The organism is Pseudomonas sp. NY5710 (assembly GCF_013305665.1).
In the GTDB taxonomy this organism is placed as follows: Bacteria; Pseudomonadota; Gammaproteobacteria; order Pseudomonadales; family Pseudomonadaceae; genus Aquipseudomonas; species Aquipseudomonas juntendi.
Genome location: NZ_CP045554.1, coordinates 3,129,112 through 3,153,345 on the forward strand (window position 1 = coordinate 3,129,112; position 24,234 = coordinate 3,153,345).

At 61.0% G+C, this 24,234-nt stretch carries 28 protein-coding genes and 1 tRNA gene; 9 read left to right on the plus strand and 20 right to left on the minus strand.

Going from position 1 to position 24,234, the window contains the following annotated elements:
* Window positions 1-155: 155 nt before the first annotated feature.
* On the plus strand, window positions 156-398 hold the full coding sequence (locus GEV39_RS14110; RefSeq protein ID WP_173889844.1) for a hypothetical protein: 243 nt from the start codon (window positions 156-158) through the stop codon (window positions 396-398).
* Window positions 399-558: 160 nt separating this feature from the next.
* The gene (locus GEV39_RS14115; RefSeq protein WP_173889846.1) at window positions 559-828 is read left to right on the plus strand and encodes a DUF3077 domain-containing protein; all 270 of its coding nucleotides are present in this window, start codon (window positions 559-561) and stop codon (window positions 826-828) included.
* 113 nt (window positions 829-941) lie between these two features.
* Here GEV39_RS14115 and GEV39_RS14120 read toward each other — a convergent pair whose 3' ends face one another.
* The 10 genes from GEV39_RS14120 to thrS all read right to left on the minus strand — a co-directional run bounded on the left by GEV39_RS14120 (window position 942) and on the right by thrS (window position 9,253).
* Entirely contained in the window at window positions 942-1,670 is a 729-nt protein-coding gene (locus GEV39_RS14120) for a YuaM family protein (protein ID WP_173889848.1), read from the minus strand.
* A 94-nt stretch (window positions 1,671-1,764) separates the two neighbouring features.
* Window positions 1,765-1,841 (minus strand) — tRNA-Pro (locus GEV39_RS14125).
* 116 nt (window positions 1,842-1,957) lie between these two features.
* Window positions 1,958-2,314 (minus strand): MerR family transcriptional regulator, encoded by a 357-nt coding sequence (locus GEV39_RS14130; RefSeq protein WP_009685877.1) that lies wholly within the window; start codon window positions 2,312-2,314, stop codon window positions 1,958-1,960.
* Window positions 2,295-2,597: an integration host factor subunit alpha gene (gene ihfA, locus GEV39_RS14135; protein ID WP_003250679.1), complete on the minus strand. Its 303-nt coding sequence runs from the start codon at window positions 2,595-2,597 to the stop codon at window positions 2,295-2,297. Before ihfA ends, GEV39_RS14130 begins: the two co-directional genes overlap by 20 nt.
* Before the next feature lie 4 nt (window positions 2,598-2,601).
* Window positions 2,602-4,983, minus strand: coding sequence for a phenylalanine--tRNA ligase subunit beta (pheT, locus tag GEV39_RS14140; protein ID WP_173889850.1), 2,382 nt, complete (start codon window positions 4,981-4,983; stop codon window positions 2,602-2,604).
* A 31-nt stretch (window positions 4,984-5,014) separates the two neighbouring features.
* Window positions 5,015-6,031, minus strand: a complete 1,017-nt coding sequence (pheS, locus tag GEV39_RS14145; protein ID WP_173889851.1) for a phenylalanine--tRNA ligase subunit alpha — start codon at window positions 6,029-6,031, stop codon at window positions 5,015-5,017.
* A gap of 109 nt (window positions 6,032-6,140) precedes the next feature.
* Window positions 6,141-6,497, minus strand: coding sequence for a 50S ribosomal protein L20 (gene rplT, locus GEV39_RS14150; RefSeq protein WP_003250671.1), 357 nt, complete (start codon window positions 6,495-6,497; stop codon window positions 6,141-6,143).
* 27 nt (window positions 6,498-6,524) lie between these two features.
* Window positions 6,525-6,719 carry a 50S ribosomal protein L35 gene (gene rpmI / locus GEV39_RS14155; RefSeq protein ID WP_003250667.1) on the minus strand — a complete coding sequence of 65 codons (195 nt, stop codon included), beginning with the start codon at window positions 6,717-6,719 and terminating at the stop codon, window positions 6,525-6,527.
* A 60-nt stretch (window positions 6,720-6,779) separates the two neighbouring features.
* Window positions 6,780-7,331, minus strand: a complete 552-nt coding sequence (gene infC / locus GEV39_RS14160; RefSeq protein ID WP_012052879.1) for a translation initiation factor IF-3 — start codon at window positions 7,329-7,331, stop codon at window positions 6,780-6,782.
* On the minus strand, window positions 7,331-9,253 hold the full coding sequence (gene thrS, locus GEV39_RS14165; protein ID WP_173889853.1) for a threonine--tRNA ligase: 1,923 nt from the start codon (window positions 9,251-9,253) through the stop codon (window positions 7,331-7,333). The genes infC and thrS overlap by 1 nt, the downstream gene beginning before the upstream one ends.
* A gap of 334 nt (window positions 9,254-9,587) precedes the next feature.
* On the opposite strand from thrS, the gene GEV39_RS14170 reads away from it, so the two are divergent.
* The gene (locus GEV39_RS14170; protein ID WP_009685883.1) at window positions 9,588-9,893 is read left to right on the plus strand and encodes a hypothetical protein; all 306 of its coding nucleotides are present in this window, start codon (window positions 9,588-9,590) and stop codon (window positions 9,891-9,893) included.
* A 162-nt stretch (window positions 9,894-10,055) separates the two neighbouring features.
* Window positions 10,056-10,268: a cold-shock protein gene (locus GEV39_RS14175; RefSeq protein ID WP_003250656.1), complete on the plus strand. Its 213-nt coding sequence runs from the start codon at window positions 10,056-10,058 to the stop codon at window positions 10,266-10,268.
* A 443-nt stretch (window positions 10,269-10,711) separates the two neighbouring features.
* On the opposite strand, the gene GEV39_RS14180 is transcribed toward GEV39_RS14175, so the two are convergent.
* The gene (locus GEV39_RS14180; protein WP_173889855.1) at window positions 10,712-11,041 is read right to left on the minus strand and encodes an I78 family peptidase inhibitor; all 330 of its coding nucleotides are present in this window, start codon (window positions 11,039-11,041) and stop codon (window positions 10,712-10,714) included.
* Between the two features lie 275 nt (window positions 11,042-11,316).
* Between GEV39_RS14180 and GEV39_RS14185 the strand changes: the two genes are divergently transcribed.
* Window positions 11,317-11,529, plus strand: coding sequence for a hypothetical protein (locus tag GEV39_RS14185; RefSeq protein WP_009685885.1), 213 nt, complete (start codon window positions 11,317-11,319; stop codon window positions 11,527-11,529).
* On the opposite strand, the gene GEV39_RS14190 is transcribed toward GEV39_RS14185, so the two are convergent.
* From GEV39_RS14190 to GEV39_RS14220, 7 genes are all read right to left on the minus strand, one after another.
* Window positions 11,501-12,502: a nucleoside hydrolase gene (locus GEV39_RS14190; RefSeq protein WP_029884926.1), complete on the minus strand. Its 1,002-nt coding sequence runs from the start codon at window positions 12,500-12,502 to the stop codon at window positions 11,501-11,503. The genes GEV39_RS14185 and GEV39_RS14190 overlap by 29 nt on opposite strands.
* Window positions 12,503-12,574: 72 nt before the next feature.
* Window positions 12,575-12,973, minus strand: a complete 399-nt coding sequence (rbsD, locus tag GEV39_RS14195; RefSeq protein WP_009685887.1) for a D-ribose pyranase — start codon at window positions 12,971-12,973, stop codon at window positions 12,575-12,577.
* Complete coding sequence (rbsK, locus tag GEV39_RS14200) at window positions 12,970-13,878, minus strand: ribokinase (protein ID WP_173889857.1); 909 nt, start codon at window positions 13,876-13,878, stop codon at window positions 12,970-12,972. The genes rbsD and rbsK overlap by 4 nt, the downstream gene beginning before the upstream one ends.
* Window positions 13,879-13,893: 15 nt before the next feature.
* A complete protein-coding gene (locus GEV39_RS14205; RefSeq protein ID WP_173889859.1) occupies window positions 13,894-14,916 on the minus strand; it encodes a LacI family DNA-binding transcriptional regulator in 1,023 nt (340 codons plus the stop codon).
* Between the two features lie 4 nt (window positions 14,917-14,920).
* A complete protein-coding gene (locus GEV39_RS14210) occupies window positions 14,921-15,913 on the minus strand; it encodes an ABC transporter permease (RefSeq protein WP_173889860.1) in 993 nt (330 codons plus the stop codon).
* Complete coding sequence (locus tag GEV39_RS14215; protein ID WP_173889862.1) at window positions 15,910-17,463, minus strand: sugar ABC transporter ATP-binding protein; 1,554 nt, start codon at window positions 17,461-17,463, stop codon at window positions 15,910-15,912. Before GEV39_RS14215 ends, GEV39_RS14210 begins: the two co-directional genes overlap by 4 nt.
* Window positions 17,464-17,489: 26 nt before the next feature.
* Complete coding sequence (locus tag GEV39_RS14220; protein WP_173889864.1) at window positions 17,490-18,443, minus strand: sugar ABC transporter substrate-binding protein; 954 nt, start codon at window positions 18,441-18,443, stop codon at window positions 17,490-17,492.
* Between the two features lie 400 nt (window positions 18,444-18,843).
* Between GEV39_RS14220 and GEV39_RS14225 the strand changes: the two genes are divergently transcribed.
* Window positions 18,844-19,932: an asparaginase gene (locus GEV39_RS14225; RefSeq protein ID WP_173889866.1), complete on the plus strand. Its 1,089-nt coding sequence runs from the start codon at window positions 18,844-18,846 to the stop codon at window positions 19,930-19,932.
* Between the two features lie 52 nt (window positions 19,933-19,984).
* Here the strand turns inward: GEV39_RS14225 and GEV39_RS14230 are convergent, their stop codons facing one another.
* Both GEV39_RS14230 and GEV39_RS14235 read right to left on the minus strand, forming a co-directional pair.
* The gene (locus GEV39_RS14230) at window positions 19,985-20,476 is read right to left on the minus strand and encodes a GNAT family N-acetyltransferase (RefSeq protein WP_173889868.1); all 492 of its coding nucleotides are present in this window, start codon (window positions 20,474-20,476) and stop codon (window positions 19,985-19,987) included.
* Window positions 20,477-20,594: 118 nt separating this feature from the next.
* Window positions 20,595-21,515: a LysR substrate-binding domain-containing protein gene (locus GEV39_RS14235; protein ID WP_173889870.1), complete on the minus strand. Its 921-nt coding sequence runs from the start codon at window positions 21,513-21,515 to the stop codon at window positions 20,595-20,597.
* A gap of 160 nt (window positions 21,516-21,675) precedes the next feature.
* Here GEV39_RS14235 and GEV39_RS14240 point away from each other — a divergent pair, with 160 nt between their 5' ends.
* The 3 genes from GEV39_RS14240 to GEV39_RS14250 are packed head-to-tail and all read left to right on the plus strand — an operon-like array spanning window position 21,676 to window position 24,227.
* The gene (locus GEV39_RS14240; protein WP_173889872.1) at window positions 21,676-22,464 is read left to right on the plus strand and encodes a YqcI/YcgG family protein; all 789 of its coding nucleotides are present in this window, start codon (window positions 21,676-21,678) and stop codon (window positions 22,462-22,464) included.
* 2 nt (window positions 22,465-22,466) lie between these two features.
* A complete protein-coding gene (locus GEV39_RS14245; RefSeq protein WP_173889874.1) occupies window positions 22,467-23,105 on the plus strand; it encodes a LysE family translocator in 639 nt (212 codons plus the stop codon).
* A gap of 39 nt (window positions 23,106-23,144) precedes the next feature.
* The gene (locus GEV39_RS14250) at window positions 23,145-24,227 is read left to right on the plus strand and encodes a hypothetical protein (protein ID WP_173889876.1); all 1,083 of its coding nucleotides are present in this window, start codon (window positions 23,145-23,147) and stop codon (window positions 24,225-24,227) included.
* Window positions 24,228-24,234 lie beyond the last annotated feature (7 nt).

Here is a 24,234-nt window from a genome sequence, read left to right on the forward strand (position 1 = left end):
TTGTTCGTGTGCATACGCTTAATGGCGGCTGTACGTACGGGCACATTGTGTGCGCCGAGTGCCAACAATCTCGGTCCGTCAACCTACGTACAGCTGCCACCCTTCCTGCTTGACGGCTAACTGGTGTGCGGCTCAACCATTGTTGGAGCGTGAGCATGCTGAAGATAGTCCCTGATCCTCCCCTCAAAACTCTCTGCCTTGAAGAAACCTTGATCCAGGCGACGGAATACGCGCTATGCGCTGCGACCGTTGTGCATCAAGCGATACTGCTGCAGCCCAAGTCGCCACTCTCGATTCTGATGACGACTTCGATGCATGAATTGGAGACGCTGCGCGCTTTGCTTGAGTCCGCGTTGGCTCAGCTGCAGGTGCCCACCGAGCCCAGCACTTCGCACTGAGGCCTAGTTGATTGTGCCGCTTGGGCATGATCCATCACCGGCAAGCCAACTCCCGACAGTTAACTGACCTACGTCGCAGGCTTTGGCGCTTGTGAAGAAGTGTGGAGATTGCTGGCAATAAGGCCAGCCCAGGTACTTGAGATTTCTGGGAGATTGAACAATGTCTACAGAAGAAACCAGATTCACCGTTGGCAAAACTACCTTTTACCAAGGTGCAAACCAAACCCATCCCCTTTTCCGCATCGAAGCTGGCATCCCGTGCCAGAGCGCCCGTGAGCAGGCCTCGGAACTGATGGGTTATGCACGGGATATGACCTTGGACGGTTTGATGGAAGACAAACCGCAGCTGATATGGGCTTCGCATTATCTATGCGCTTTGGCCAAAGCGCTAATGGATGATGCAGAGTTGGGGATGATGAAGAACTGCTAACGGTTGGCAGCAGGGCATCGCCCTATGTGTGAGCTATCCTGCGTCGCAAAAGGGCCGCGCAGCGGCCCCGTGAACTTTTCAGAACATAACTGACCAACTAGCGAATGGCTTAATCAATCACTCGATAGCGCACGCTCTTCGCTGTTGCTCCTCAACGCCACATCAAGAATTTCTACCTGATAACGATAGCGAGCCGCAAGAAACCCTAACAATATCGCTGCTATTGAGAACCCAAACAAGAAGGCTCCAACCCAAAGTAATACTGTATTGCCAAGATTATCTAGCTTGAAGCCTGCTTCGACTGTCTGGCCGACCCAGCCAAAACCTCCAAATTCCCCGACAAATGAGTATGAGGTTGCTAGCAGACCCACAACTGCTGTTTTCTCACCAAAAAATCGCCCCGATTTAGCATGTATTCGACTCATTCTCCTTTCGAGCCAAAACTTTGCCTCCGTCAAAACAACACGCTCATAACCATCCAGTTGACTTGCCAAATTGCGCTCATGACGGACATCCTCACACAAGCCAATAAGGGCAAGAGCCTTCCATTTCCTGAGCAGCATCAATGACGCTATCATGGGGATTATTAGTGCAGCCAAAGCCAGAAACGTTGTAAGCACAAACAAAACCACTACAAATATTTTGGCGGCTGTGGACGGAGGTCTAATATCATAAAAAAATACGAAAAGACCATTCATTAGCAAGAAAATAAACGAAGCCCCTAAGCACCAATTAGCTATTATTTGCGCCTTAGCCTCTAAATCGGTACGACGTACTTTGCGCGGCTCACAGCTGTTCAGTATTTCTAAAACCTTGATCGTATTATCAATCGACACTGACACCTTTTCCTCCATGATACTAGACGCTGGCGTACTCCTTAGCCAACTCGCAAAAAAAAGCCCAGTCGTCACCGACTGGGCTTTTTCGTTTCAATAATGGTCGGGACGGAGTGATTCGAACACTCGACCCCTTGCACCCCATGCAAGTGCGCTACCGGGCTGCGCTACGCCCCGACTGGGCTTGAAGCATGTTCTCAATACTGCCGAGAACGTTGAAGAATGTACCCTAACCCTCTGATAAATGAAAGCTTTTTCTCAAAAAAATTTTCACTCACCAGAAAAGCCCAAGCTCACTTCTTCAACACCACCAGCACATCCTCCAATTCGACAATCATCTGCCGGATCAGCTGCTTGTACTGGCTCGAATCATCTTTAGCCTCATCACTGGAGAGCCGCAACCGCGCCCCGCCAATGGTGAACCCCTGCTCATACAGCAGCGCGCGAATCTGCCGGATCATCAGCACGTCTTGCCGCTGATAATACCGCCGGTTCCCCCGCCGCTTCACAGGGTTGAGCTGGTCAAACTCCTGCTCCCAATACCGCAGCACGTGTGGCTTTACGGCACACAACTCGCTCACTTCACCAATGGTGAAGTAGCGTTTGCCCGGTATGGGGGGCAGTTCGTCGTTATGGCTTGGTTCCAGCATAGGCCTCAACCCGGGCCTTCAACTTCTGCCCTGGACGAAAGGTGACGACGCGCCGTGCGGTGATCGGGATTTCTTCCCCAGTCTTGGGGTTGCGGCCCGGCCGCTGGCGTTTGTCGCGAAGGTCGAAGTTGCCGAAACCGGACAGCTTGACCTGCTCGTTCTCTTCAAGTGCGTGCCGAATTTCTTCGAAAAACAGCTCGACCAGCTCCTTGGCCTCACGCTTGTTAAGCCCCAGCTCCTCGTACAGCCTTTCGGCCATCTCAGCTTTCGTCAGAGCACCCATGCCGTTATTTCCTTAACGTGGTGTTCAACCTTTGTTCGAGCGAGGTGAGGATGTTTTGCAGGGTAGTGTTCACCTCATCGTCGTTAAGAGTGCGCGATGGATGCTGCCAGGTCAAGCCGACGGCCAGGCTTTTTCTATCAGGATCAATACCTTTACCCTGGTAGACATCAAACAGCCTGAGGTCTGTGAGCCATTCGCCTGCATTGTCACGAATTAATTCAAGCACCGCGCTGGCTGCCACGTCACGGCCGGCGATCAAGGCCAGGTCACGACGGGTTTCCGGGAACTTGGACAGTTCGCTGAATTTCGGCAGGCGGCCTTGGACCACGTCGCCCAGCACCAGCTCGAACAGGAACACCGGGCGGTCCAGGTCCAGGGCTTTGGCCAGCTCTGGGTGGATGGCGCCGAGGTAACCGACCAGCTTGCCGTCGCGCTCAATGGCGGCGGTCTGGCCTGGGTGCAGGGCTGGGTGCTTGCCGGCGCTGAAGGTGAAGTCGCTCAGGGCACCGGAATAACCCAGCAAGGCTTCCACGTCGGCTTTAACGTCGAAGAAATCGACGCCGTCGCGGCCGTTCGCCCAGCCTTCTGGCAGGCGGCTGCCGGTGACCACGCCAGCGATCATTGGCTGCTGCTGCAGGTCACCCAGCTGGCCGACGAAGCGCAGGCCGCTTTCGAACAGGCGCACGCGGTCTTGCTGGCGGTTCAGGTTGTGCTGCAGGGCTTTGACCAGGCCCGGCCACAGCGAAGCACGCATGGCGGCCATGTCGCTGGAAATGGGGTTGGCCAGCAGCAGCGGCTCTACGCCCGGGCTGAACAGTTCGAACAGTTTCGGGTCGATGAAGCTGTAGGTGATGGCTTCCTGGTAACCGCGGGCAACCAGCAGGCGGCGCAGGGTCGGCAGGTCACCGCGGGTTTCCGGCTTGCCCTGTGGCGCCAGGCGCGCTTGCGGGTAGCGGACCGGCAGGTTGTTGTAGCCGTACAGGCGGGCCAGTTCTTCGATCAGGTCCACTTCCAGGCTGATGTCGAAGCGGTGGCTTGGTACGGTGACGGTCCACTCCCCTTCGGCTGCCTTGCTGGTGGTCAGTTCCAGGGCGTTGAGCAGTTGCTCGACCTGGGCTGGGTCCATTTCCATGCCAAGCATCTGGGTGATGCGTTCGGCGCGCAGGGTAACCGGGGCCACCTGCGGCAGGTGCTGCTCGCTGACCGCTTCGACGACCGGGCCGGCTTCGCCGCCGACGATGTCAAGCAGCAGCTGGGTGGCGCGTTCCATGGCTTCGCGGGCCAGGTGCGAGTCGACGCCGCGCTCGTAGCGGTGCGAGGCATCGGTGTGCAGGCCGTAGGAACGGGCTTTACCGGCAACGGAAATCGGCTCGAAGAAGGCACTTTCCAGGAACAGGTCGCGGGTTTTTTCGGTGTTTACACCGCTGTGCTCACCACCCATGACGCCGGCGATGGCCAAGGCCCGGGTGTGGTCGGCGATCACCAGGGTGTCGGCGCGCAGGGCCACTTCCTGGCCGTCGAGCAGAACGAGCTTTTCGCCCTCTTCGGCCATGCGTACGCGAATACCGCCGTTGATTTCTGCCAGGTCGAAGGCGTGCATCGGCTGGCCGAGTTCGAGCATCACGTAGTTGGTGACGTCTACGGCGGCGTCGATGCTGCGCACGTCGCTGCGGCGCAGGCGCTCGACCATCCACAGCGGGGTTGGCTTGCTCAGGTCGACGTTACGGATAACGCGGCCCAGGTAGCGCGGGCAAGCAGCCGGGGCGCTGACGTCGACCGGGCGCACTTCGTCGTGGGCCGGTGGTACGGCAGGCACTACCGGGCGGCTGACCGGGGTGTCGTACAGGGCGCTGACGTCACGCGCCAGGCCGGCGATAGACAGGCAGTCACCGCGGTTCGGCGTAAGGCCGATTTCGATGCTGGCGTCGTCCAGGCTCAGGTAGGTACGAATGTTCTCGCCTACCGGGGCATCGGCTGCCAGTTCCAACAGGCCGTCGTTTTCTTCGCTGATTTCCAGCTCGGCAGCCGAGCACAGCATGCCGAAGGACTCGACACCACGCAGCTTGGCCTTCTTGATCTTGAAGTCGCCAGATAGCTCGGCGCCGATCATGGCGAATGGCACCTTGATGCCTGGGCGGGCGTTAGGGGCGCCGCACACGACCTGGAAGGTTTCCTGGCCGTTGGTTACCTGGCACACGCGCAGCTTGTCGGCGTCCGGGTGTTGTTCGGTGGCCAGGATCTCGCCTACCACGATGCCGCTGAACTGGCCGGCAGCGGGGGTAACGCTGTCGACTTCAAGGCCGGCCATGGACAGGCGGGCAACCAGTTCGTCACGAGAGACTTGCGGGTTTACCCAACCGCGCAGCCACTGTTCACTGAATTTCATGCTGTTCTCCTGAAAGTTGCGTCGATTGGGCCTAGCGGAATTGCGCCAGGAACCGCAGGTCGTTGTCGAAGAACAGACGCAAATCGTTGACGCCATAGCGCAGCATGGCCAGGCGCTCGGCCCCCATGCCAAAGGCGAAGCCCTGGAACGCTTCCGGGTCGATACCAGACATGCGCAGCACGTTCGGGTGGACCATGCCGCAACCCATCACTTCCAGCCAGCCGGTTTGCTTGCACACCCGGCAGCCGTTGCCGGAGCACATCACGCACTGGATATCGACTTCGGCGGACGGCTCGGTGAAGGGGAAGAACGATGGGCGGAAACGCACCGCCAGTTCTTTCTCGAAGAACACGCGCAGGAATTCTTCGATGGTGCCCTTGAGGTCGGCGAAGTTGATGTCGCGGTCGATCAGCAGGCCTTCGACCTGGTGGAACATCGGCGAGTGGGTGATATCCGAGTCGCAGCGGTAAACGCGGCCCGGGCAGACAATGCGGATGGGCGGCTGGGTGGACTCCATGGTCCGCACCTGCACCGGCGAGGTGTGGGTACGCAACAGCATGTTGGCATTGAAGTAGAAGGTGTCGTGCATCGCCCGGGCCGGGTGGTGGCCGGGGATGTTGAGCGCTTCGAAGTTGTGGTAGTCGTCTTCCACCTCTGGGCCTTCGGCAATGCCGTAGCCAATGTGGGTGAAGAACTGCTCGATGCGCTCGAGGGTACGGGTGATCGGGTGCAGGCCACCGGTGGCCTGGCCACGGCCTGGCAGGGTGACGTCAATGCATTCGGCAGCCAGGCGAGCGCTGAGCTCGGCTTCTTCAAAGGCAGCCTTGCGGGCATTGAGCACAACGGTAACGCGCTCTTTGGCGTCATTGATCAGCGCGCCGACTTTCGGCCGCTCTTCGGCTGGCAGGTTGCCCAGGGTCTTCATCACCTGGGTCAGCTCGCCTTTCTTGCCGAGATAGTTAACCCGGATCTGTTCCAGGGTAGTGATGTCTTCAGCGCGCTCCACGGCCTCTAGGGCTTGGGAGACCAGCGCATCCAGGTTTTCCATGTACAGACTCCAGATACGAAAATAGGGGAAGAGCTTTGAAGGCTCTTCCCCTATCGATGACGTTCAATGCCCGGCGCCGCGAGCGCCGCCGGGTGATTGTCGCGGGTACTTAAGCCAGAACGGCTTTAGCTTTCTCGACAATCGCAGCAAACGCCGCTTTTTCGTTCACTGCCAGATCGGCCAGAACCTTACGGTCGATTTCGATCGAAGCCTTTTTCAGGCCAGCAATCAGACGGCTGTAGGACAGACCGTTGGTGCGGGCACCGGCGTTGATACGAGCGATCCACAGTGCGCGGAACTGACGCTTCTTCTGGCGACGGTCGCGGTAGGCGTATTGGCCAGCCTTGATGACCGCTTGCTTGGCTACACGGAATACGCGCGAACGTGCACCGTAGTAACCTTTAGCCAGCTTCAGAATTTTTTTGTGACGCTTACGAGCGATAACGCCGCGCTTAACACGAGCCATGAGTAACTTCCTCTATCTTAACCAGAATTAACGTACGCGCAGCATGCGCTCGACTTTTGCCACGTCGGACGGGTGCAGCAAGCTGGCACCGCGCAGTTGACGCTTACGCTTGGTCGACATTTTGGTCAGGATGTGGCTCTTGAAAGCGTGCTTGTGCTTGAAGCCCGAAGCAGTCTTCAGGAAGCGCTTCGCAGCACCGCTCTTGGTTTTCATTTTTGGCATGTTGGAACTCCGCATTCGATAAAATTACACATAATCATCAGGCCTGCCGTGCCCGGGAGATTATTTCTTTTTCTTGGGGGCGATGACCATCATAAGCTGGCGTCCTTCCATCTTAGGATGCTGCTCAACGGTGCCGTATTCGGCGAGGTCGGCTTCGACCCGCTTCAACAGCTCCATGCCCAGCTCCTGGTGGGCCATCTCACGACCACGGAATCTCAGAGAGATCTTGGCCTTGTCCCCATCGGTAAGGAAACGTACCAGGTTGCGTAGTTTTACCTGGTAATCCCCATCCTCCGTCCCTGGACGAAACTTGATTTCTTTGATCTGGATCTGTTTCTGGTTTTTCTTGGCTTCGTTAGCCTGCTTCTTCTTCTCGAAGAGGTGCTTGCCGTAGTCCATCACCTTGCAGACAGGTGGTACTGCGTCTGCAGAGATTTCTACCAGGTCCAGCTTCGCTTCATCAGCGATACGCAGCGCTTCATCAATCGAGACGATGCCAACTTGCTCGCCGTCTGCGCCAATTAACCGAACCTCGCGGGCCGAGATATTCTCGTTGATCGGGGCCTTCGGTACAGCACGCTTATCGTTTCTCATTTCACGCTTAATAGTCATTACTCCGATTCTTGGCGACCACGCCGGGAAACCGCTTGATTCAGCAGCTCAACGAACTGGGCGACGGGCATGGAGCCCAGGTCAGCACCTTCGCGAGTGCGCACAGCGACGGTTCGCGTTTCGACTTCGCGGTCCCCTATAACCAAAAGGTACGGGACCTTGAGCAAAGTATGCTCGCGGATTTTAAAGCCGATCTTCTCATTTCTCAAGTCCGACTTGGCACGGAAACCGCTACCGTTCAGAGATTTCTCCACCTGAAGGGCGAAATCGGCCTGTTTGTCGGTGATGTTCATGATCACCGCCTGGGTCGGTGCGAGCCAGGCCGGGAACACGCCAGCGTAGTGCTCGATCAGCATGCCAATGAAGCGCTCGAACGAGCCGAGGATGGCGCGGTGCAGCATCACCGGGCGCACGCGGCTGTTGTCTTCGGCGATGTAGCTGGCATCCAGGCGCTCTGGCAGGTTCGGATCGTACTGCAGGGTACCGCACTGCCAGTTACGGCCGAGGCAGTCACGCAGGGTGAACTCGATCTTCGGACCGTAGAAGGCGCCTTCGCCTGGCTGGTATTCCCACTCCAGGCCGGATTCGTTGAGGGCGTCGGCCAATGCACCTTCGGCACGGTCCCACAGCTCTTCGGAACCGACACGCTTGGCCGGGCGGGTGGACAGCTTCATGGCAATGTCGCTGAAGCCGAAGTCCTTGTACACGTCCAGGGTCAGCTTGATGAAGTCGGCTGCTTCTTTCTTCACCTGCTCTTCGGTGCAGAAGATGTGTGCGTCGTCCTGTACGAAGCCACGTACACGCATGATGCCGTGCAGGGCGCCGGATGGCTCGTTGCGATGGCAGGCACCGAACTCGGCCAGGCGCAGCGGCAGGTCGCGGTAGCTTTTCAGGCCCTGGTTGAACACCTGCACGTGGCACGGGCAGTTCATCGGTTTTACCGCGTAGTCGCGGCTTTCCGACGAGGTGGTGAACATGTTCTCGGCGTAGTTGGACCAGTGGCCGGAACGCTCCCACAGAATACGGTCGACAACCTGCGGGGTCTTGATTTCCTGGTAGCCGTTTTCGCGCTGCACGCCACGCATGTACTGCTCAAGCACCTGGTAGACGGTCCAGCCGTTGGCGTGCCAGAACACCATGCCCGGGGCTTCTTCCTGCAGGTGGAACAGGTCGAGCTGCTTGCCGATCTTGCGGTGGTCGCGTTTTTCGGCTTCTTCGATGCGCTGGATGTAGGCTGCCAGCTGCTTCTTGTCCGCCCAGGCGGTGCCGTACACGCGCTGCAACTGCTCGTTCTTGGCATCGCCACGCCAGTAGGCGCCGGACAGCTTGGTCAGCTTGAAAGCCTTGAGGAAGCGGGTGTTGGGCACGTGCGGGCCACGGCACATGTCGACGTATTCTTCGTGGTAGTACAGGCCCATGGCCTGTTCGTCCGGCATGTCTTCGACCAGGCGCAGCTTGTAGTCTTCGCCACGGGCGGTGAAAACGTCGATGACTTCGGCGCGCGGGGTGACCTTCTTGACCACGTCGTAGTCTTTGTCGATCAGCTCCATCATGCGCTTTTCGATCGCAGCCAGGTCTTCAGGGGTGAAGGGGCGCTCGTAGGCGATGTCGTAATAAAAGCCTTCGTCGATCACCGGGCCGATCACCATCTTGGCGGTCGGGTACAGCTGCTTCACCGCGTGGCCGACCAGGTGGGCGCACGAGTGGCGGATGATCTCCAGTCCCTCTGCATCTTTAGGGGTGATGATCTGCAGGGTGGCGTCGTGGCTGATCAGGTCGCAGGCGTCGACCAGCTTGCCATCGACCTTGCCGGCCACGGTGGCCTTGGCGAGGCCTGCACCAATGGATGCGGCGACATCGGCTACGGATACGGCGTGATCAAACGAACGCTGACTGCCATCGGGAAGAGTAATAACGGGCATGGCGCCTCCTCTCCTAGTGGTGACCCCTACCAAAGGTCACGTGGGTTGGGATGAGCCAGTACAAGATCCAACCTGCCTTCCTGCAAAGGAAGCCTGCCTCACAGTGGCAGAAGCCTTTCGGCTTGCGAGGGACGAACCAGAGTGACTGGAAAGAAAAATGGCTGCGCCCGGCAAAGGCGCGAACATAAGCCGAGCATGCTAGCACGCGGGTTGCATCGCCGGCAGAAATATTTGGAAATTACAGGGTTGGGGTGAACTAACCCGGAAAAAGCCCTATCAGACTTTGGGAAGCAACCTACTCTTGATGAGACCTTAACCCAAGGAGTAACTGGTTATGCGAGTTCCGTCTCTTCTGGCCCTGGCGGCCACTGCTGCCCTGCTGCTGCCGGTAGCCGCGAACGCTGGCAACTTCCCACCGGGGAAAGAGGCCGGCTACATGGCCCAGTGCACGCAGGTGGCCAGCGGCCAGGGCGTTGATGCTGCGACTGCAAAGAAACACTGCGACTGTGGCGCCCAAGCCATCAAGAAGAACTTCACCGATGCCGAAATTGCCGACCTGGACAGCAAGGATGGCGTGGACGCCAAGCTGATGCAGAAAGCGCAAACGGTTGTGAAACAGGCCTGCGCACCAAAGGGCTGAAACCTTAAAGCCAAAGTCGGCCGGTAAATCTTTGAGCTGGATCAATATCCGGCGAAGGTAAAAGGCGCTAGATGCGCAGAAATGGACTATGATACGTCCCGTGCTCCGTAGCCTCGGCCGCATTGCACCACCGAAAAAACTAAATGTTCTGGAGATTCACCCATGTCCAATCGCCAACAAGGCACCGTCAAATGGTTCAATGATGAGAAAGGCTACGGCTTCATCACCCCAGCAGGCGGCGGCGACGACCTGTTCGTTCACTTCAAAGCCATCGAATCTGACGGCTTCAAGAGCCTGAAAGAAGGCCAGACTGTTTCCTTCGTCGCCGAGCGCGGCCAGAAAGGCATGCAGGCTGCACAGGTTCGTCCGGAGTAATTCGGATAGCTGTAAAAAAACCCGCCCTCGTGGCGGGTTTTTTTATGGGCGCGCCCAAGGCCCATGGCGCTCCGCTTTTTTGTACAAACGTCCTTGTGTCGCGATGGGCAGCGCAGCGGCCCCGGCGATTTGGCCGGTAGTGCTGCGGGGCCGGGCCGGTATCATCGAACGATGTAGGAGCGGGTTTACCCGCGAATACGGTGGTGCCGGCGACGCACAATGCTGGCAGAAACTGGCCAGGAGGGCCGGCCCTTTCGCGGGTGAATCCGCTCCTACAACGGGCGGGGGTGGCCGAGAGTCCTGCGGAGCCGGGCCGGTATCATCGATCGATGCAGGAGCGGGTTTACCCGCGAATACGGTGCTGCCGGCAACGCACAATGCCTGGCAGAAACTGGCCAGCAGGCCTGGCCCTTTCGCGGGTAAACCCGCTCCTACGAGCTGAATCAGCCGCAGTTGACGCGGTTGACCACACCCTGCTCATTGACGTTCAGGTTCAGGCGCTCGGACCGGTACTCCAGGGTTACCACGTCGTGCGGCTTGAGAATACGCGCCATTTGCGAACCACTGGCCTTGCGCGCCTGCTCCAGCAACTCGGCACTGGCTTGCTTGCCCATGGCAAAGTCTGCGCCGCTGGCATCGCAGCGGCCGTCGTTGCCGGCCGGCGCAGCCGGTGCAGCCCCACCGGCGTTACCACCAGCATCGCCACCAGTGCTGCAACCAGCCAGGACAGCAGCCATCGCCAGGGTTGCCAGGTAAGCACGGGTACGGAACATGAAGCCTCCTAAATCGGTATGGGAATGTCTGATCCGACAGTTCCGCTCATCGTTTGTTGCAAAACCGGTCAAGTCTACCTGAACTCGATCAACGAAGGGGAAAAGCAATCGTGACCGGATTTTGCACAACCCGCTGCGTTTGCCATATGCTTAGCGCGCACGGTCACTGGCGCAAAGCCATGATTTGCTGCAAGAAGTGGAGTGCATCCCGCCTCCATCGAACACCAGGGTCAGGTGTTCACCCCTTCGTTCCGGGCCCCTAGCGAGAGCTTTTCATGAGCAGCCACACCATCGATGCCGATATCAAGGTCAAGTGGGCCGAGGGCCAGAGTGCGTACAGCCCTGGCACACCAGAGGAGTTGCTGTTGATCGGCATCGACCTGCTGGTGCGCGACCGCGGCCCCGAGGCAGCACGCAGCTTCATCGAGCAGGTGCTGGAGCGCTACGCCCCGCACGCAGCTATTGCAGCCGCGCCAACCGGGCGCTAAGCAGGTCGAAGAGGCCTTGGGCGTCACCCTGCTCCACCCACAGCACATTGGCCGGCTGCTTGAGCACGCCGTACCAGTCAGCGACGGTCTGACCAAAGGTCGGGCCTTCGCGGCTGTCGATGCTCAGGTGAATGCGCCGGCCGCTGAACAGTTCGGGCTTGAGCAAGTAGGCAATGACGCTGGCGTCATGCACCGGACCGCCGGGCATGCCGTACAACGCCATGTCGTGCTTGATATACACGTTGAGAATGTCCACCACCCGCTTGCTGGCTTGTGTATTCACCGCCGCCAACTGCTGCAGCCGGGCGTCGCTTGTCAGCAGCTTGTGGGTGACGTCCAGCGGTAGATAGGTCAGTTGCACCCCGCTGGCCAGAACCACCTGGGCTGCATGGGGGTCGGCGTACAGGTTGAATTCTGCCGCCGGCGTGATGTTGCCGCCGTTGAAGTGGGCGCCGCCCATGACCACCACCTCCTTGATGCCCTTGGCAATCTCCGGGCGCTGGATCAGCGCCAGGGCCAGGTTGGTCTGTGGGCCGAGCATGGCCACGGTGATGCTGTGCGGCTTGGCAGCCGCCAAGGTGTCTACCAGGTACTGCACGGCGTTGCCGGCGGCCAGCGGGGCTTTCGGCTCATGCACTTGAACGCCGGCCAGGCCTTCTTCGCCGTGCACCTCTGCGGCATAGACAGGTGCGCGCACCAGCGGGCGGCCGGCCCCCGCGTAAACCGGGATGTCTTCGCGGCCAGCCCATTCGCGCGCCAGCCGCGCGTTGCGGGACGTTTTATCCAGGCGCACATTGCCGGCCACGGTGGTGATGGCGCGAATATTGAGTTCCTCTGGCGAGGCCAGGGCCAGGAACAACGCGACCACGTCGTCGGCACCGGGGTCGGTGTCGATGATCAGGTCGATGGGGGCAGCCTGCAAGCTGGTGGCAGTGAGCATGAAAGCGAGTCCTTGAAGCCAGGGCTTGAGCATGGAATGGCACTCCTGTTGCCTTTGGTGAAAAACGGCCGACGCGCCGGGCGGCACCGGCGGCTGGTCAACGGGTCAGAACGTGACGCCGGAAACCAGCGCGATATTGCTGTAGGGCTGGCACTCACCGGTACGCACCACCGCGCGCGCACTGCGCGACAGCACCTTGAATGCTTCATGGCTAAGCCATTCGCGCTTGCCCAGCTTGCCCTTGAGACGCTCGAGCTCGACCAGCGCTGGCGGCACCACTTTCTGCATTTCCTCGGCCAGCACATGCCGCTCCACCTGAAGCTCGCTCAGCACGGCCCGCAACACACTGGCGAAGTCCGGCAAGCCAGGGGTGATCGCCAGGTCGATCATTTCCACGCCTGGCGGCACCGGCAGGCCCGCATCGCCGATCACCAGGATATCGCCATGGCCCATGCCGGCGATGGTGCGCGACAGGGCAACGTTCAGCAGCGGGGTTTTCTTCATGGCACCAGCTCCGCCAGGTAAGGGATTGATGGCTGCGCGCCAGCGCGTGTCACCGACAGCGCCGCAGCACGCTGGCCGAAGGCGATGGCCTCGCCCTCCTCCAGGCCACGCACCAGGCCCGCAGCGAAGCCGCCAATGAAGGTGTCGCCAGCAGCAGTGGTGTCCAGCGGCTGCACCACCGGCGCGGGGTAATGCTGGTGCCCCTCGGGCGTTACCAGCAACGCCCCTTGCGCGCCCAGCGTGACGATCACCTTGCCCGCCCCCGCCTGCAGCAAGCGCTCTGCGGCAAGCTGCGCGCTAGCCTGGTCGGTCACCGCAATGCCGGTCAGCGCTTCGGCCTCGCTTTCATTGGGAGTGAGGTAATCGATGAACGCGAACCATTGCACAGGCAACGGGCCGGTGGCAGGCGCCGGGTTGAGAATCACCTGCTTGCCCAGATCGCGCGCCCGCTTCAGCGTCCAGGCCACTGTCTCGAACGGCACCTCCAACTGGCAGATGACCACCTGCGCAGCCTGCAACAACGCCTCAAAGTGCTGCACCGACTGCGGCGTTAGCAGGCCGTTGCCGCCGGGGATGATGACAATGCAATTCTGGCTGGCGGCATCCACGGTGATCAGGGCTACACCGCTGGACACGCCCGGGCAGGTACTGACGCCCTGGCAGTCGATACCTTCTGCGGACAATGCCTGGTGCAACTGGCGGCCATAATCATCATCACCGACATTGCCAATCATCGCCACGCTGGCGCCCAGGCGCGCAGCCGCTACGGCCTGGTTGGCCCCCTTGCCGCCCGGCACCGTGAAAAAATGCTCACCGGGCAGGGTTTCGCCGGCGCGAGGCAAGCGCTGGGCGCGGACCACCAGGTCCATGTTGAGGCTGCCGACCACCACAACCTTGGCATTCATGACAGTTCCTTAGCGTTAGCGGTAATCGTTGAACAGGTCCGGGCGCGGCCCGGTGGATTCGCGCAAGACAATGCGCGGGGCGACGATGCGCTGCTCGGCCATGCCTTGCCGGGGTGTGCCGATGCGCGCCAGCAACAGCGAGGCAGCGCTCTCGCCCAGTTCGCGGATCGACTGGCCCACGGTGGTCAACGGCGGGTACACGTAGCGGCTGAGCTCGATGTCGTCGAAGCCGATCACCGACAGTTCGCCGGGCACGTTGATATTGCGTTCGGCGGCAGCGCGCAGCACGCCGAAACCGATCATGTCGTTGCCCGCAAAAATGGCCGTAGGTCGCCGCCCCTGCAACATTTGCGCAGCGGCGGCATGGCCGCCCGGGCTGGTGAAGTCGCAGTGCAGCACACGGTCACTGTGCACCGGCGCCTGCGCCTCGGCCATGGCCCGATGAAAACCGCGCAGGCGCAGCTGGGTTACCCCGGTATCGGCGGGGCCGCCGATATAGGCGATGTCGCGATGCCCCAGGGCCAGCAGATGCTGGGTGGCCAGGTAAGCGCCGTGCTCATGGTCGATGCGCACCAGGTCAGCGTCCACCCCTTCCAGCTCGCGGTCGACGATCACCATGGGCGTACGTACGCCGGCCAGGCTCTGCAGCAGGTCGCTGTCCTCGCCCACCGAAGCCACCACCAGCCCGTCGATGCGCTTCTCCAGCAACACGCGCAGGTAGCTGCGCTGCTTTTGCGGGTTGTCGTCGGAGTTGCACAGAATCACGCAATAGCCGTTGCGTTCACAGGCATCCTCGATGCCCCGCGCCAGCTCGGCAAAGTAAGGGTTCACGCTGCTGGGCACCAGCAGGCCGATGGTCGCCGTGCTACGAGCCTTCAGCGAACGCGCCACGGCACTGGGCACGTAGTCGAGTTCGACAATCGCAGCCTCCACTTTCTGCCGCACCTGCTCGCTGACCGGTCGGGTCTTGTTCAATACATGGGACACCGTGGTGTAGGAAATACCCGCCAGTGCCGCGACATCTTTGATGGTTGCCATGTTGTCAGTTCCGCCGGCCTGCACGCCGGCTACGGTAAGTGTCGAGCACCACGGCAATGACGATCACCGCCCCGGTGATGATGCGCTTGGTCGGTTCGCTGGCACCGATCTGCGCCAGCCCAGCGGCCAGCACGGAAATGATCAGCACGCCGAAGAAAGTGCTGATGACCGAGCCGCGCCCGCCCATCAGGCTGGTGCCGCCGATCACCACGGCGGCAATGACCTGCAGTTCCAGGCCAGAGCCCGCATTGGGGTCGGCCGCCTCCAACCGGGAGATCTGGAACAGCGCAGCCAGCCCGGCCAGCAGGCCCATCAGCGCGAACACCAGCACTTTGTAGGGCCGTGGGTCGATACCCGCCAGGCGCACGGCCTCTTCATTGGTGCCGATGCCGATCAGGTAGCGGCCGAACACTGTACGGGTCAACACCAGGTGGGCCAGCACGATCACCAGCAAGCCGATGATGAACGCTGGCGAGATGCCGAAGGCGACCGGGTTGGAGAACCAGGCATAGGCATCGCCGATGTAGGCGGTGCGCGAGTCAGTGAACTGGTAGGCCAGGCCGCGGGCCATTTCCAGCACGCCGAGCGAGACGATGAACGACGGGATGCGCCAGGCCACGGTCACGCTGCCGGTAATGCTGCCGGCCAGCGCAGCCACGGCCATGCCCAGCAGCGCGGCGGGTAGCACGCCCCAGCCCCAACCGAGCATGGCCACGCTCACCGTCGACGCAGCCAGGGCCAGCACCGACCCCACCGACAGGTCGATACCGCCGATGATCAGCACGAAGGTCATGCCTACCGCCAGTACCATCAGGTCCGGGATCTGGTTGGCCAATGTGCTGAAGGTGTTGTAAGACCAAAAGTGGCTGCTGAGGAACGAGAACAGCACGATCATCGCCAGCAAGGCGCCGGCCAGGCCCAGGTAGGTGCCCAGGCCATAATAGGAACCGTTGCGGCGCACGGCGGCGCCTTGGCTGTCGAGCGGTGTGGTTTTCATACGTCCATCCTGGGGGCTGCCTCATGCAGCAGAGCGTCACGTTTCTGATAACCGGCAAAGGCTGCCGCCAACAGTTGATCCTGCGTCCAGTGCTCACGGTCGAAGGTGTCGATCAGGCGGCCGGCAGACAGCACGGCAATGCGGTCGCAGATCAACATCAATTCGCGCAGGTCGCTGGACACCACCACCAGGGCCTTGCCTTGGCGAGCCAGTTCGGCCAGCAGGCCGTAGATGTCGAACTTGGCACCGACATCGATACCCCGGGTGGGCTCGTCGAACAGCAGCACCTGGCAGTCGCGCTCCAGCCAACGGCCGATCACGACCTTCTGCTGGTTGCCACCAGACAGCTCGCCAACCACCTGTTGCGCACCGGCGCTGCGAATACGCATGGCCTGGATCTGACGCTCGGCCAAGGCCCTTTCCGCCTCGCCGTCGAGCACGCCGGCCCGTGACACAGCGCCAAGGTTGCCCAAGGCAATGTTGGCGCTGATCGACTGGCTCAGCAGCAGGCCCTCGCCTTTGCGGTCTTCGGTGATCAAGGCTATGCCGGCGCGCACGGCCGCCTTGGGCGAATCGATGGTCACCGGCTGCGGTGGCTGGCCCAATGCAATGCTGCCGCTGTCAGCACGGTCGGCGCCATAGATCAGGCGCAACAACTCGGTGCGGCCCGCGCCGATCAGGCCAGAGATGCCGAATATCTCCCCTGCCCTGACCTCGAAAGAAACCTCGCGCACTTTGTCGGTGCGGGTAAGCCGGTCGACCTTGAGCAAGGGGGCGCCAAGCTGCCGCCGACCCAGGTCGATGTGCTCGCCCAGTTCGCGGCCCACCATGAGGTTGACCAGTTCGGCGCTGCTGTAGCGCTGGATGGGCTCGTCACACACCTGCCTGCCGTCGCGCAGTACGACAATCCGCTGGGCCACGCGCTGCAGTTCTTCCAGGCGGTGCGAGATGTACACGATGGCCACCCCCCGCGCGCGCAGGCGGTCGATCTGGGTAAATAACAGTTCCACCTCACGCGCGGTCAGCATCGCGGTGGGTTCGTCGAAGATCAGCACGTGGCAGTCGCCGATCAGGTTACGGGCGATTTCGACCATTTGCTGGTGGCCGATACCCAGTTCGCCGACCGGGGTATCCGGGTCGATCGCATCGAGCCCGACCCTGGCCATGGCCGCCGTTGCCAACTGGCGCAGGCGTTTGTGGCTGATCCAGCCAAAACGGCTAGGCAGGTTGTCGAGAAACAGGTTTTCCGCCACGGTCAAGGTTGGCAGCAGGTTCAGTTCCTGCATGACCATACGCACGCCAAGGCGCTCCGCCTCGCTGCGGCTGGCAGGGGCGTAGGCCTGGCCGCGGTAGATCATGTGCCCGGTGGTGGGGGTTTCCAGGCCGCTGATCAACTTGGACAGCGTGCTCTTGCCCGCACCGTTCTCGCCGGTCAGGGCCAGCACTTCGCCGGCCCGCAGGTTCAGGCTGACCTCGCCCAGCACCGGCTGGGCATAGGTCTTGCCAAGGCCGCTGGCAGCGAGCACCACTTCATTGGCCGATGCAGGCATGGCCGGTTCTCCTGGCAGGGTCGGGGCTACTTGGTAATGAGTTCGACTGGAGTCTGGATGACGTTGTCGGCATCCACGTCAGGCTTTTCGCCTTTGACCATTTTCAATGCGGCCTGAATACCGAATACGGCTTGCTGGCTGGCGGCCTGGTCAAGGGTGGCGAGCACGCGGCCATCGGTCAGCATCGGCTTGATGGCGTTGATATTGTCATAGCCGACCACTTGCACCTGGCCCGCCTTGCCGGCGGCACGCACAGCCGAAACCGCACCCAGCGCCATGCTGTCGTTACCGGCCAGCAGGGCCTTCAGGTCGGGGTATTCGTTGAGCATGGAAGCGGCGACGGCGTTGCCTTTGTCGATCTCCCAGTTACCGCTTTGGACCGAGACGATGTTCATTTCGGCGGCTTCCATGGCGTCCTTGAAGCCTGCCGTGCGCTGCTGGGCGTTGGTGGTGGTCGGCACCCCTTCGATGATGCCCACCTGGTCCCCGGCCTTGAGCTTCTGATGGGCCAGGTAGTCACCTACCATACGCGCCCCCTTGCGGTTGTCGGGGCCAACGAAGGGCACGCTGATGCCTTTGCTCTTGAGCAGCGCAGGGTCCAGGCGGTTATCGATGTTGATCACCACCACGCCTTTGTCCATGGCTTTCTTCACCGCTGATACCAGCGCCTTGGAATCGGCCGGGGCAATCACCAGCGCCTTGGCGCCGGCGTTGACCATTTGCTCGACGATGCGGATCTGTTCGCCAGTGTCGGTTTCGTTCTTGATGCCGTTGGCAATCAGGTCGAACTCAGCGGCGTGGCTTTTCTGGTAATCCTTGGCACCGTCTTCCATGGTGCGGAAGAACTCGTTGGCCAGCGATTTCATGACCAGGGCGACCTTGGGCTTGTCTTCGGCGTGGGCGGCAGAAAACGGCAGGGCAAGGGAGAGTGAGGAAACGACAGCGAGGGCCAGCAGACGACCGGGGAACGGCAGTTTCATGGACGATGACTCCGAATCTTGTTTTTTTATCGGATCGCAAACGTTTGCGGTACGTAACTATGGAAACAGTACCGGGGTTTGTCAAATCCGTTTTTCAGGTCAGCGGTCGAAACCGTTGGCGCTGATTATCCAGAATCTTTCCGTAAAACCGAACACCTTTTCCTACGCCTGTTCGGTTTCTCGAATGGAACACTACCCCCCGCAATGGCACTCCTGGGTCGCGCCGGGCTGCGCTGCAACTGCGCCAACCTGCGCTGCCGCCGTGATTTGCGGGCTACTGCGTAGCGCCTTTGCGACTTAAGGCCGTGCCTGCACCCTAGCGCGCGCAAGCTGGTATGAAAGATGCCTTGCAAGCTGCGCGATTCAAAAACCATCTCATTTGGAAGAGAGCACAAGAACGATGAATGCCGCACTGAAAACCTTTGCCCCCTGCGCACTCGCCCTGCTGCTGGCCCTGCCCACCGCCGCCTCGGCCAAGGAAGCCGAAACCCGGCAGAAATTGGCCAACGTTGTCATCCTCGCTACCGGTGGCACCATCGCCGGCGCTGGCGCCAGCGCCGCCAACAGCGCCACCTACCAGGCTGCCAAGCTGGGAGTGGACAAGCTGATCGCCGGCGTGCCGGAGCTCGCCGACATCGCTAATGTGCGCGGCGAGCAGGTGATGCAGATCGCCTCGGAAAGCATCAGCAACGATGACCTGCTGAAGCTGGCCAAACGCGTCGCCGAACTGGCCGACAGCAAGGATGTGGACGGTATCGTCATCACCCACGGTACCGACACTCTGGAAGAAACCGCCTACTTCCTCAACCTGGTAGAGAAGACCGACAAGCCGATCGTGGTAGTCGGCTCGATGCGCCCGGGCACCGCCATGTCCGCCGACGGCATGCTCAACCTCTACAACGCAGTGGCCGTGGCCGGCGACCAACAGTCGCGAGGCAAGGGCGTGCTGGTGACCATGAACGACGAGATCCAGTCTGGCCGTGACGTGAGCAAGGCGGTCAACATCAAGACCGAAGCGTTCAAGAGCGCCTGGGGGCCAATGGGCATGGTCGTGGAAGGCAAGTCGTACTGGTTCCGCCTGCCGGCCAAGCGTCACACGGTCAACTCCGAGTTCGACATTAAACAGATCAGCAGCCTGCCGCAGGTGGACATTGCCTATGGCTATGGCAACGTGACCGACACCGCCTACAAAGCGTTGGCGCAACATGGCGCCAAGGCATTGATCCACGCTGGTACCGGCAATGGCTCGGTGTCTTCACGGGTAGTGCCGGCGCTGCAGGCACTGCGCAAGGAGGGTGTGCAGATCATTCGCTCGTCGCACGTCAATCAGGGTGGTCTCGTGCTGCGTAACGCCGAACAGCCAGATGACAAGAACGACTGGGTGGTAGCACACGACCTGAACCCGCAGAAGGCGCGGATTCTGGCGATGGTGGCGATGACCAAGACCCAGGACAGCAAGGAGCTGCAGCGGATCTTCTGGGAGTACTGATACCCAAGCAACCTCAGCAGCCACAGGCTGCTGAGGCCCGCTTCACGGTTGCCTAGAGGGCCATGACCATTTCGTGCCAGGCCATGCCGCCGTGATCGGAGGGCGAAGGCTGCACGTACTGGTAGCCCATCTTGCGGTACAGCTCGACATGTTGCTCCTTGCACATCAGGTGAATGGTTCGCTTGCCTTGCGCCTTGGTCCGCGCAATGAATTCATTCATCAGCCGCTTGGCGTAGCCTTTGCCTTGGTGCGCGGGGTCCACTACCACCGACATGATCACCACATTGGCTGCCTGCGGGTCATGCCCAACCAACTCTTTGAACGCCTCGTCAGCCATCACCACGGCATGGGCACAGCCGCTGTTGATGAACCCCACGATGCTGCCCTGCTCTTCGAGTAACAGGAAGCCCTGTGGATACTGGCTGATACGGGTGCGGATCTTTTCCAGGGTGGCCGCCTCGTCGCCCTCGTAGGCACTCACCTCAATCTGGTAGCAGCGCTCGGCGTCGGTGATGACGGGCTGGCGGAATTGCAGGTTGCTCATGGGGCAGGCTCCGGGAAACAGAATGGCAAGCCGGCCATTCTAAACCGCTGGCAGGCACGCGCGCAGCCGTTGCAAGGCACTTTGGCCACAGCGCTCTGCCACCGCGAAGCAGTACGGCTCAACCGTACAGGTAGTCGATATCCTTGTAGGCCAGCGGCGGCACCTGGCCCATCAGGAAGTCACGCAGCTTGTGCATCTGCCGCGCCTTGGGGCTGGCCTTGAGCCAGGTCATGTAGTACCCGTCTCCGGTGGCCACGGCATGCTTGAACGGCGTAACCAGGCGCCCGGCCGCCAGGTCGGCACTGGCCAGGACCAGGTCGACGACCGAAATGCCCAGGCCCTGCTGGGCAGCCGAAATGCCTTGGTCCAGCGTGTCGAATACCTGCCCCTGGTCGATACTGATGTGCAGTGCGTCCATCCGTGCCAACCAGCGCCGCCAGTCGCGCCGGTCGGGGGATGGGTGCAGAAACTCGCACTGCGGCAGGTCGCTGAGGGCTGGCTGCGCTTGCGCCATGTAATCGGGGTGGCATACCGGTATCAGCCACTCGTCGAACAGCTTGAAGCTGTCGATATCGGCAGGGAAGCGCCCGCTGGCCAAAAGAATGGCGCAGTCGTAGGGCTCGGAATAGAAGTCGACGCTGTCGATGTCCATCCACACGCTCGACAGCTGCACACTGCAGTGGTCTTCGTGCTTCTTGAACCCATCCAGCGCTCGCAGCAGCCAGCGCACGGTCAGCGTGGAAGGCGCCTTCAGGCGCAACCCGTAACGGTCCTGGCGCAACAACGCGCAGGCATTTTCGATGATCTTGAAGCCCACTTTCAGTTCTTGGGCCAGCACGCGGCCGTGTTCGGTCAGGCTCAGCTTGGGCCCACGGCGCTCGAACAGGTCGCAGCCAAACATGGCTTCGAGGGTTTTGATGTGGTGGCTGACTGCACCCTGGGTCAAGGCAAGCTCTTCGGCCGCGCGAGTGAAGGAGCCATAGCGTGACGCCACCTCGAAGGCACGCAGTGCGTGCAGGGCCTGGATGCGTTCCGACATGTCGATATCCCGAGCATGAGTGAGACTAATAGTAGGTCATAGTTCCACGCGTTTTACAACGCTAAGTGCGTCTCGGAAAATGCAGGTAAAAAACAAATATAACCAAGATCCTGCCTGCATATGACTGGAATGTTCATTTAAATTCACGCCTGGGGAAATCATGTTTACGGGATATGGAAATTGCTATCGCCTGGACGCGCTAGAGCTCACCGCTGAACATGGTCATGACATGCAACATTGGACGTACACCACCGTACAACAATTTCGCACCGTTCTCGCCAACCCCGAATTTCCGTGCCTGTTCGGCCGCAAGGCGGTAAACGGTGAAACCTGTTACATCCTGTTCGCACGCGCCGAGCAGCTGGCGGATGATATCGCACAGGGCCTCGCCGATTATGTGCACCTCATCGCACCCATTGCACCCCGGCAGCGCATCGGCAGCCCACTGGTGGTGTTTCTGCAGACAGCAGCCGACAGCAGCCTGAGCGAACAACAGGCACTGGCCTGGAAGGTGCTGCGTGGGGTACATGCACGCGACCCCCACCCCTGGCCACAGGGGATACCGACCGACCCCGCCGATACCGGCTGGTCGTTCTGCTACGCCGGCATGCCGTTGTTCATCAACATGAACTTCCCCGGCCACCAGCGCATGAAAAGCCGCAACCTGGGCCAGCACATCACCTTCGTCATCAACCCCCGGGAAAACTTCGACGAAGTGGCCGACACCCGCAGCGAAAGCGGCCGGCGCATCCGCGCGCGCATCCGCGAGCGTGTGCACCACTACAACGACGGCGTCGTGCCCGACACCCTTGGCGCGTTCGGCGATGCCGACAACTACGAATGGAAGCAGTACCAGCTGCAGGAGGCAGGTTCGCTGAACCCGTCGCGCTGCCCGTTTCATACCCACACCGCACACCAGCCGACACCCGACATACTGATCGAGAACTGACCGTGAATACCGCACTCACCGCCACTTATGCCCTCACCGTCCTGCTGCTGATCGCCACGCCCGGCCCCGTGGTGGCACTGATCGTCAATACTGCGGCCGCTTCGGGCTCGCGCAAGGCCATGTTCACCGCCGTTGGCACCAACTGGGCGTCCCTGGTGCTGATCGGCGCAGCCGCCTGGATCATCCTCACCAGCGCGGCCATCGACAAGACCTGGCTCAATATCATGAGCCTGCTGGGCTGCCTGTTCATCGGCCACATTGCCGTGGGCACCTTGCGCGAGGCGCTGCAGGTGCCGGCTGCAGCGGCCTCGAACGAGGCCCCGAACGAGGCGGCCAAGCCCGGCCGTGGCGGGCTGCTGCAAGGGTTCATGGTGGGCATTTCCAACCCGAAGGACATCATTTTCTTCATCGCCTTCTTCCCGCAGTTCATCCAGATCACCGAGTCGTTCGGCAAAAGCATGGTGGTCCTGTCGCTGCTCTGGGTGGCCATCGACTTCGCCGTGCTCAGCCTGTACATCTTCGCCATCGGCAAGATCGCCTCGCAGCGTAGCAACCGGGTCATCAGCCTGGCGTCAGGCGTGGCGCTGCTGCTGATCGCCGCAGGCGGCCTGCTGTACAACCTTAAGGAACTGGCGGCCTGAAACTGCTGTGCAACCTACGGCGCCATTGAAGGAGCATTCATGAACCCCACCCATACCAGCCCGCCTCCTTCGCCGCTGCCACAGGACTACCAGCGCTTTCTGCTACGCGGCAGCCGCCGTGCGCCACACACCGTGCATGTGCACGAAACCGGCTACCGCTCTGGCACCATCAACACCGATGCCCTGGGCCTGCGCTACAGCCATTGCGCCGGCAAGCGCTTTTCTGCGGGCGAGCGCGGCGGCGCTTCACGCATCAACTTGCTGGTCGGTGGCTCGACTGCCCTGGGCATCGGCGCCAGCTCCGACGAGCACACCGTGGCTTCGCACCTGTCAATGCTCACTGGCGAAGTCTGGCTGAGCCTGGCCGGCTGCGGGCTCAATGCCAGCCAGGAGCTGCTGTTGTTCCTGACCCACCAGCATCGCCTGGGCCAGCTCGGCCACGTGGTCGTGCTCAGCGGCCTGAACACCCTGGCCCACGAAGCCCTGTGCGAAGTGCTCGCCAGCCCCGCAGCGGCCCATGGCAAGGCTTACCAGGACTTTCTCAACAGCTTCAGCGAAGGCCTGCAGCCTGCCACCGCCGCCCGCCGGCAATCGTTGTGGCGGCGCATCGGTCAAGCCTTGGCGCCGCCGCCGCCAGCCGAAGCCGTGGGCAGTTGGCCGCTATCTCCCCCGGAGAAGCGCCTGGCCCGCGCTGCCGACAACATTGGCCGCACGCTGCGGCAGTGGGACCGGTTGCTGGCCGACAGCCACGCCACCCTGACCTTCATCCTGCAACCGTTGCTGCCTTGGTGCCGGGAAACCCTGCCGGCCGGCGAACAGGCCATGTTGGCGGCACTGGAGCAGCAGCCGGCCAACTTCGACCGGCTGCTGGAAGGCGCGTTCGACAGCCAACTGCACTCGGCGTTTTTTCGCCGCATCAAGAGCCAGGCCGATCCGGTCCCCTGCTACGACATGAACGGCATGCTCAGCAGTTCACCCGTGTTCGGGGCAGATTTGTTCATCGATCGCCTGCACCTGAACGACCTGGGCAACAATGCCTTGGCCAAGGTGATCACCGCCAAGCTCGGCCTGGCCCAGGAAAAACACGCCCAGCGTAATGTCACCCCTATCAGGCTCGTCTGACAATTGC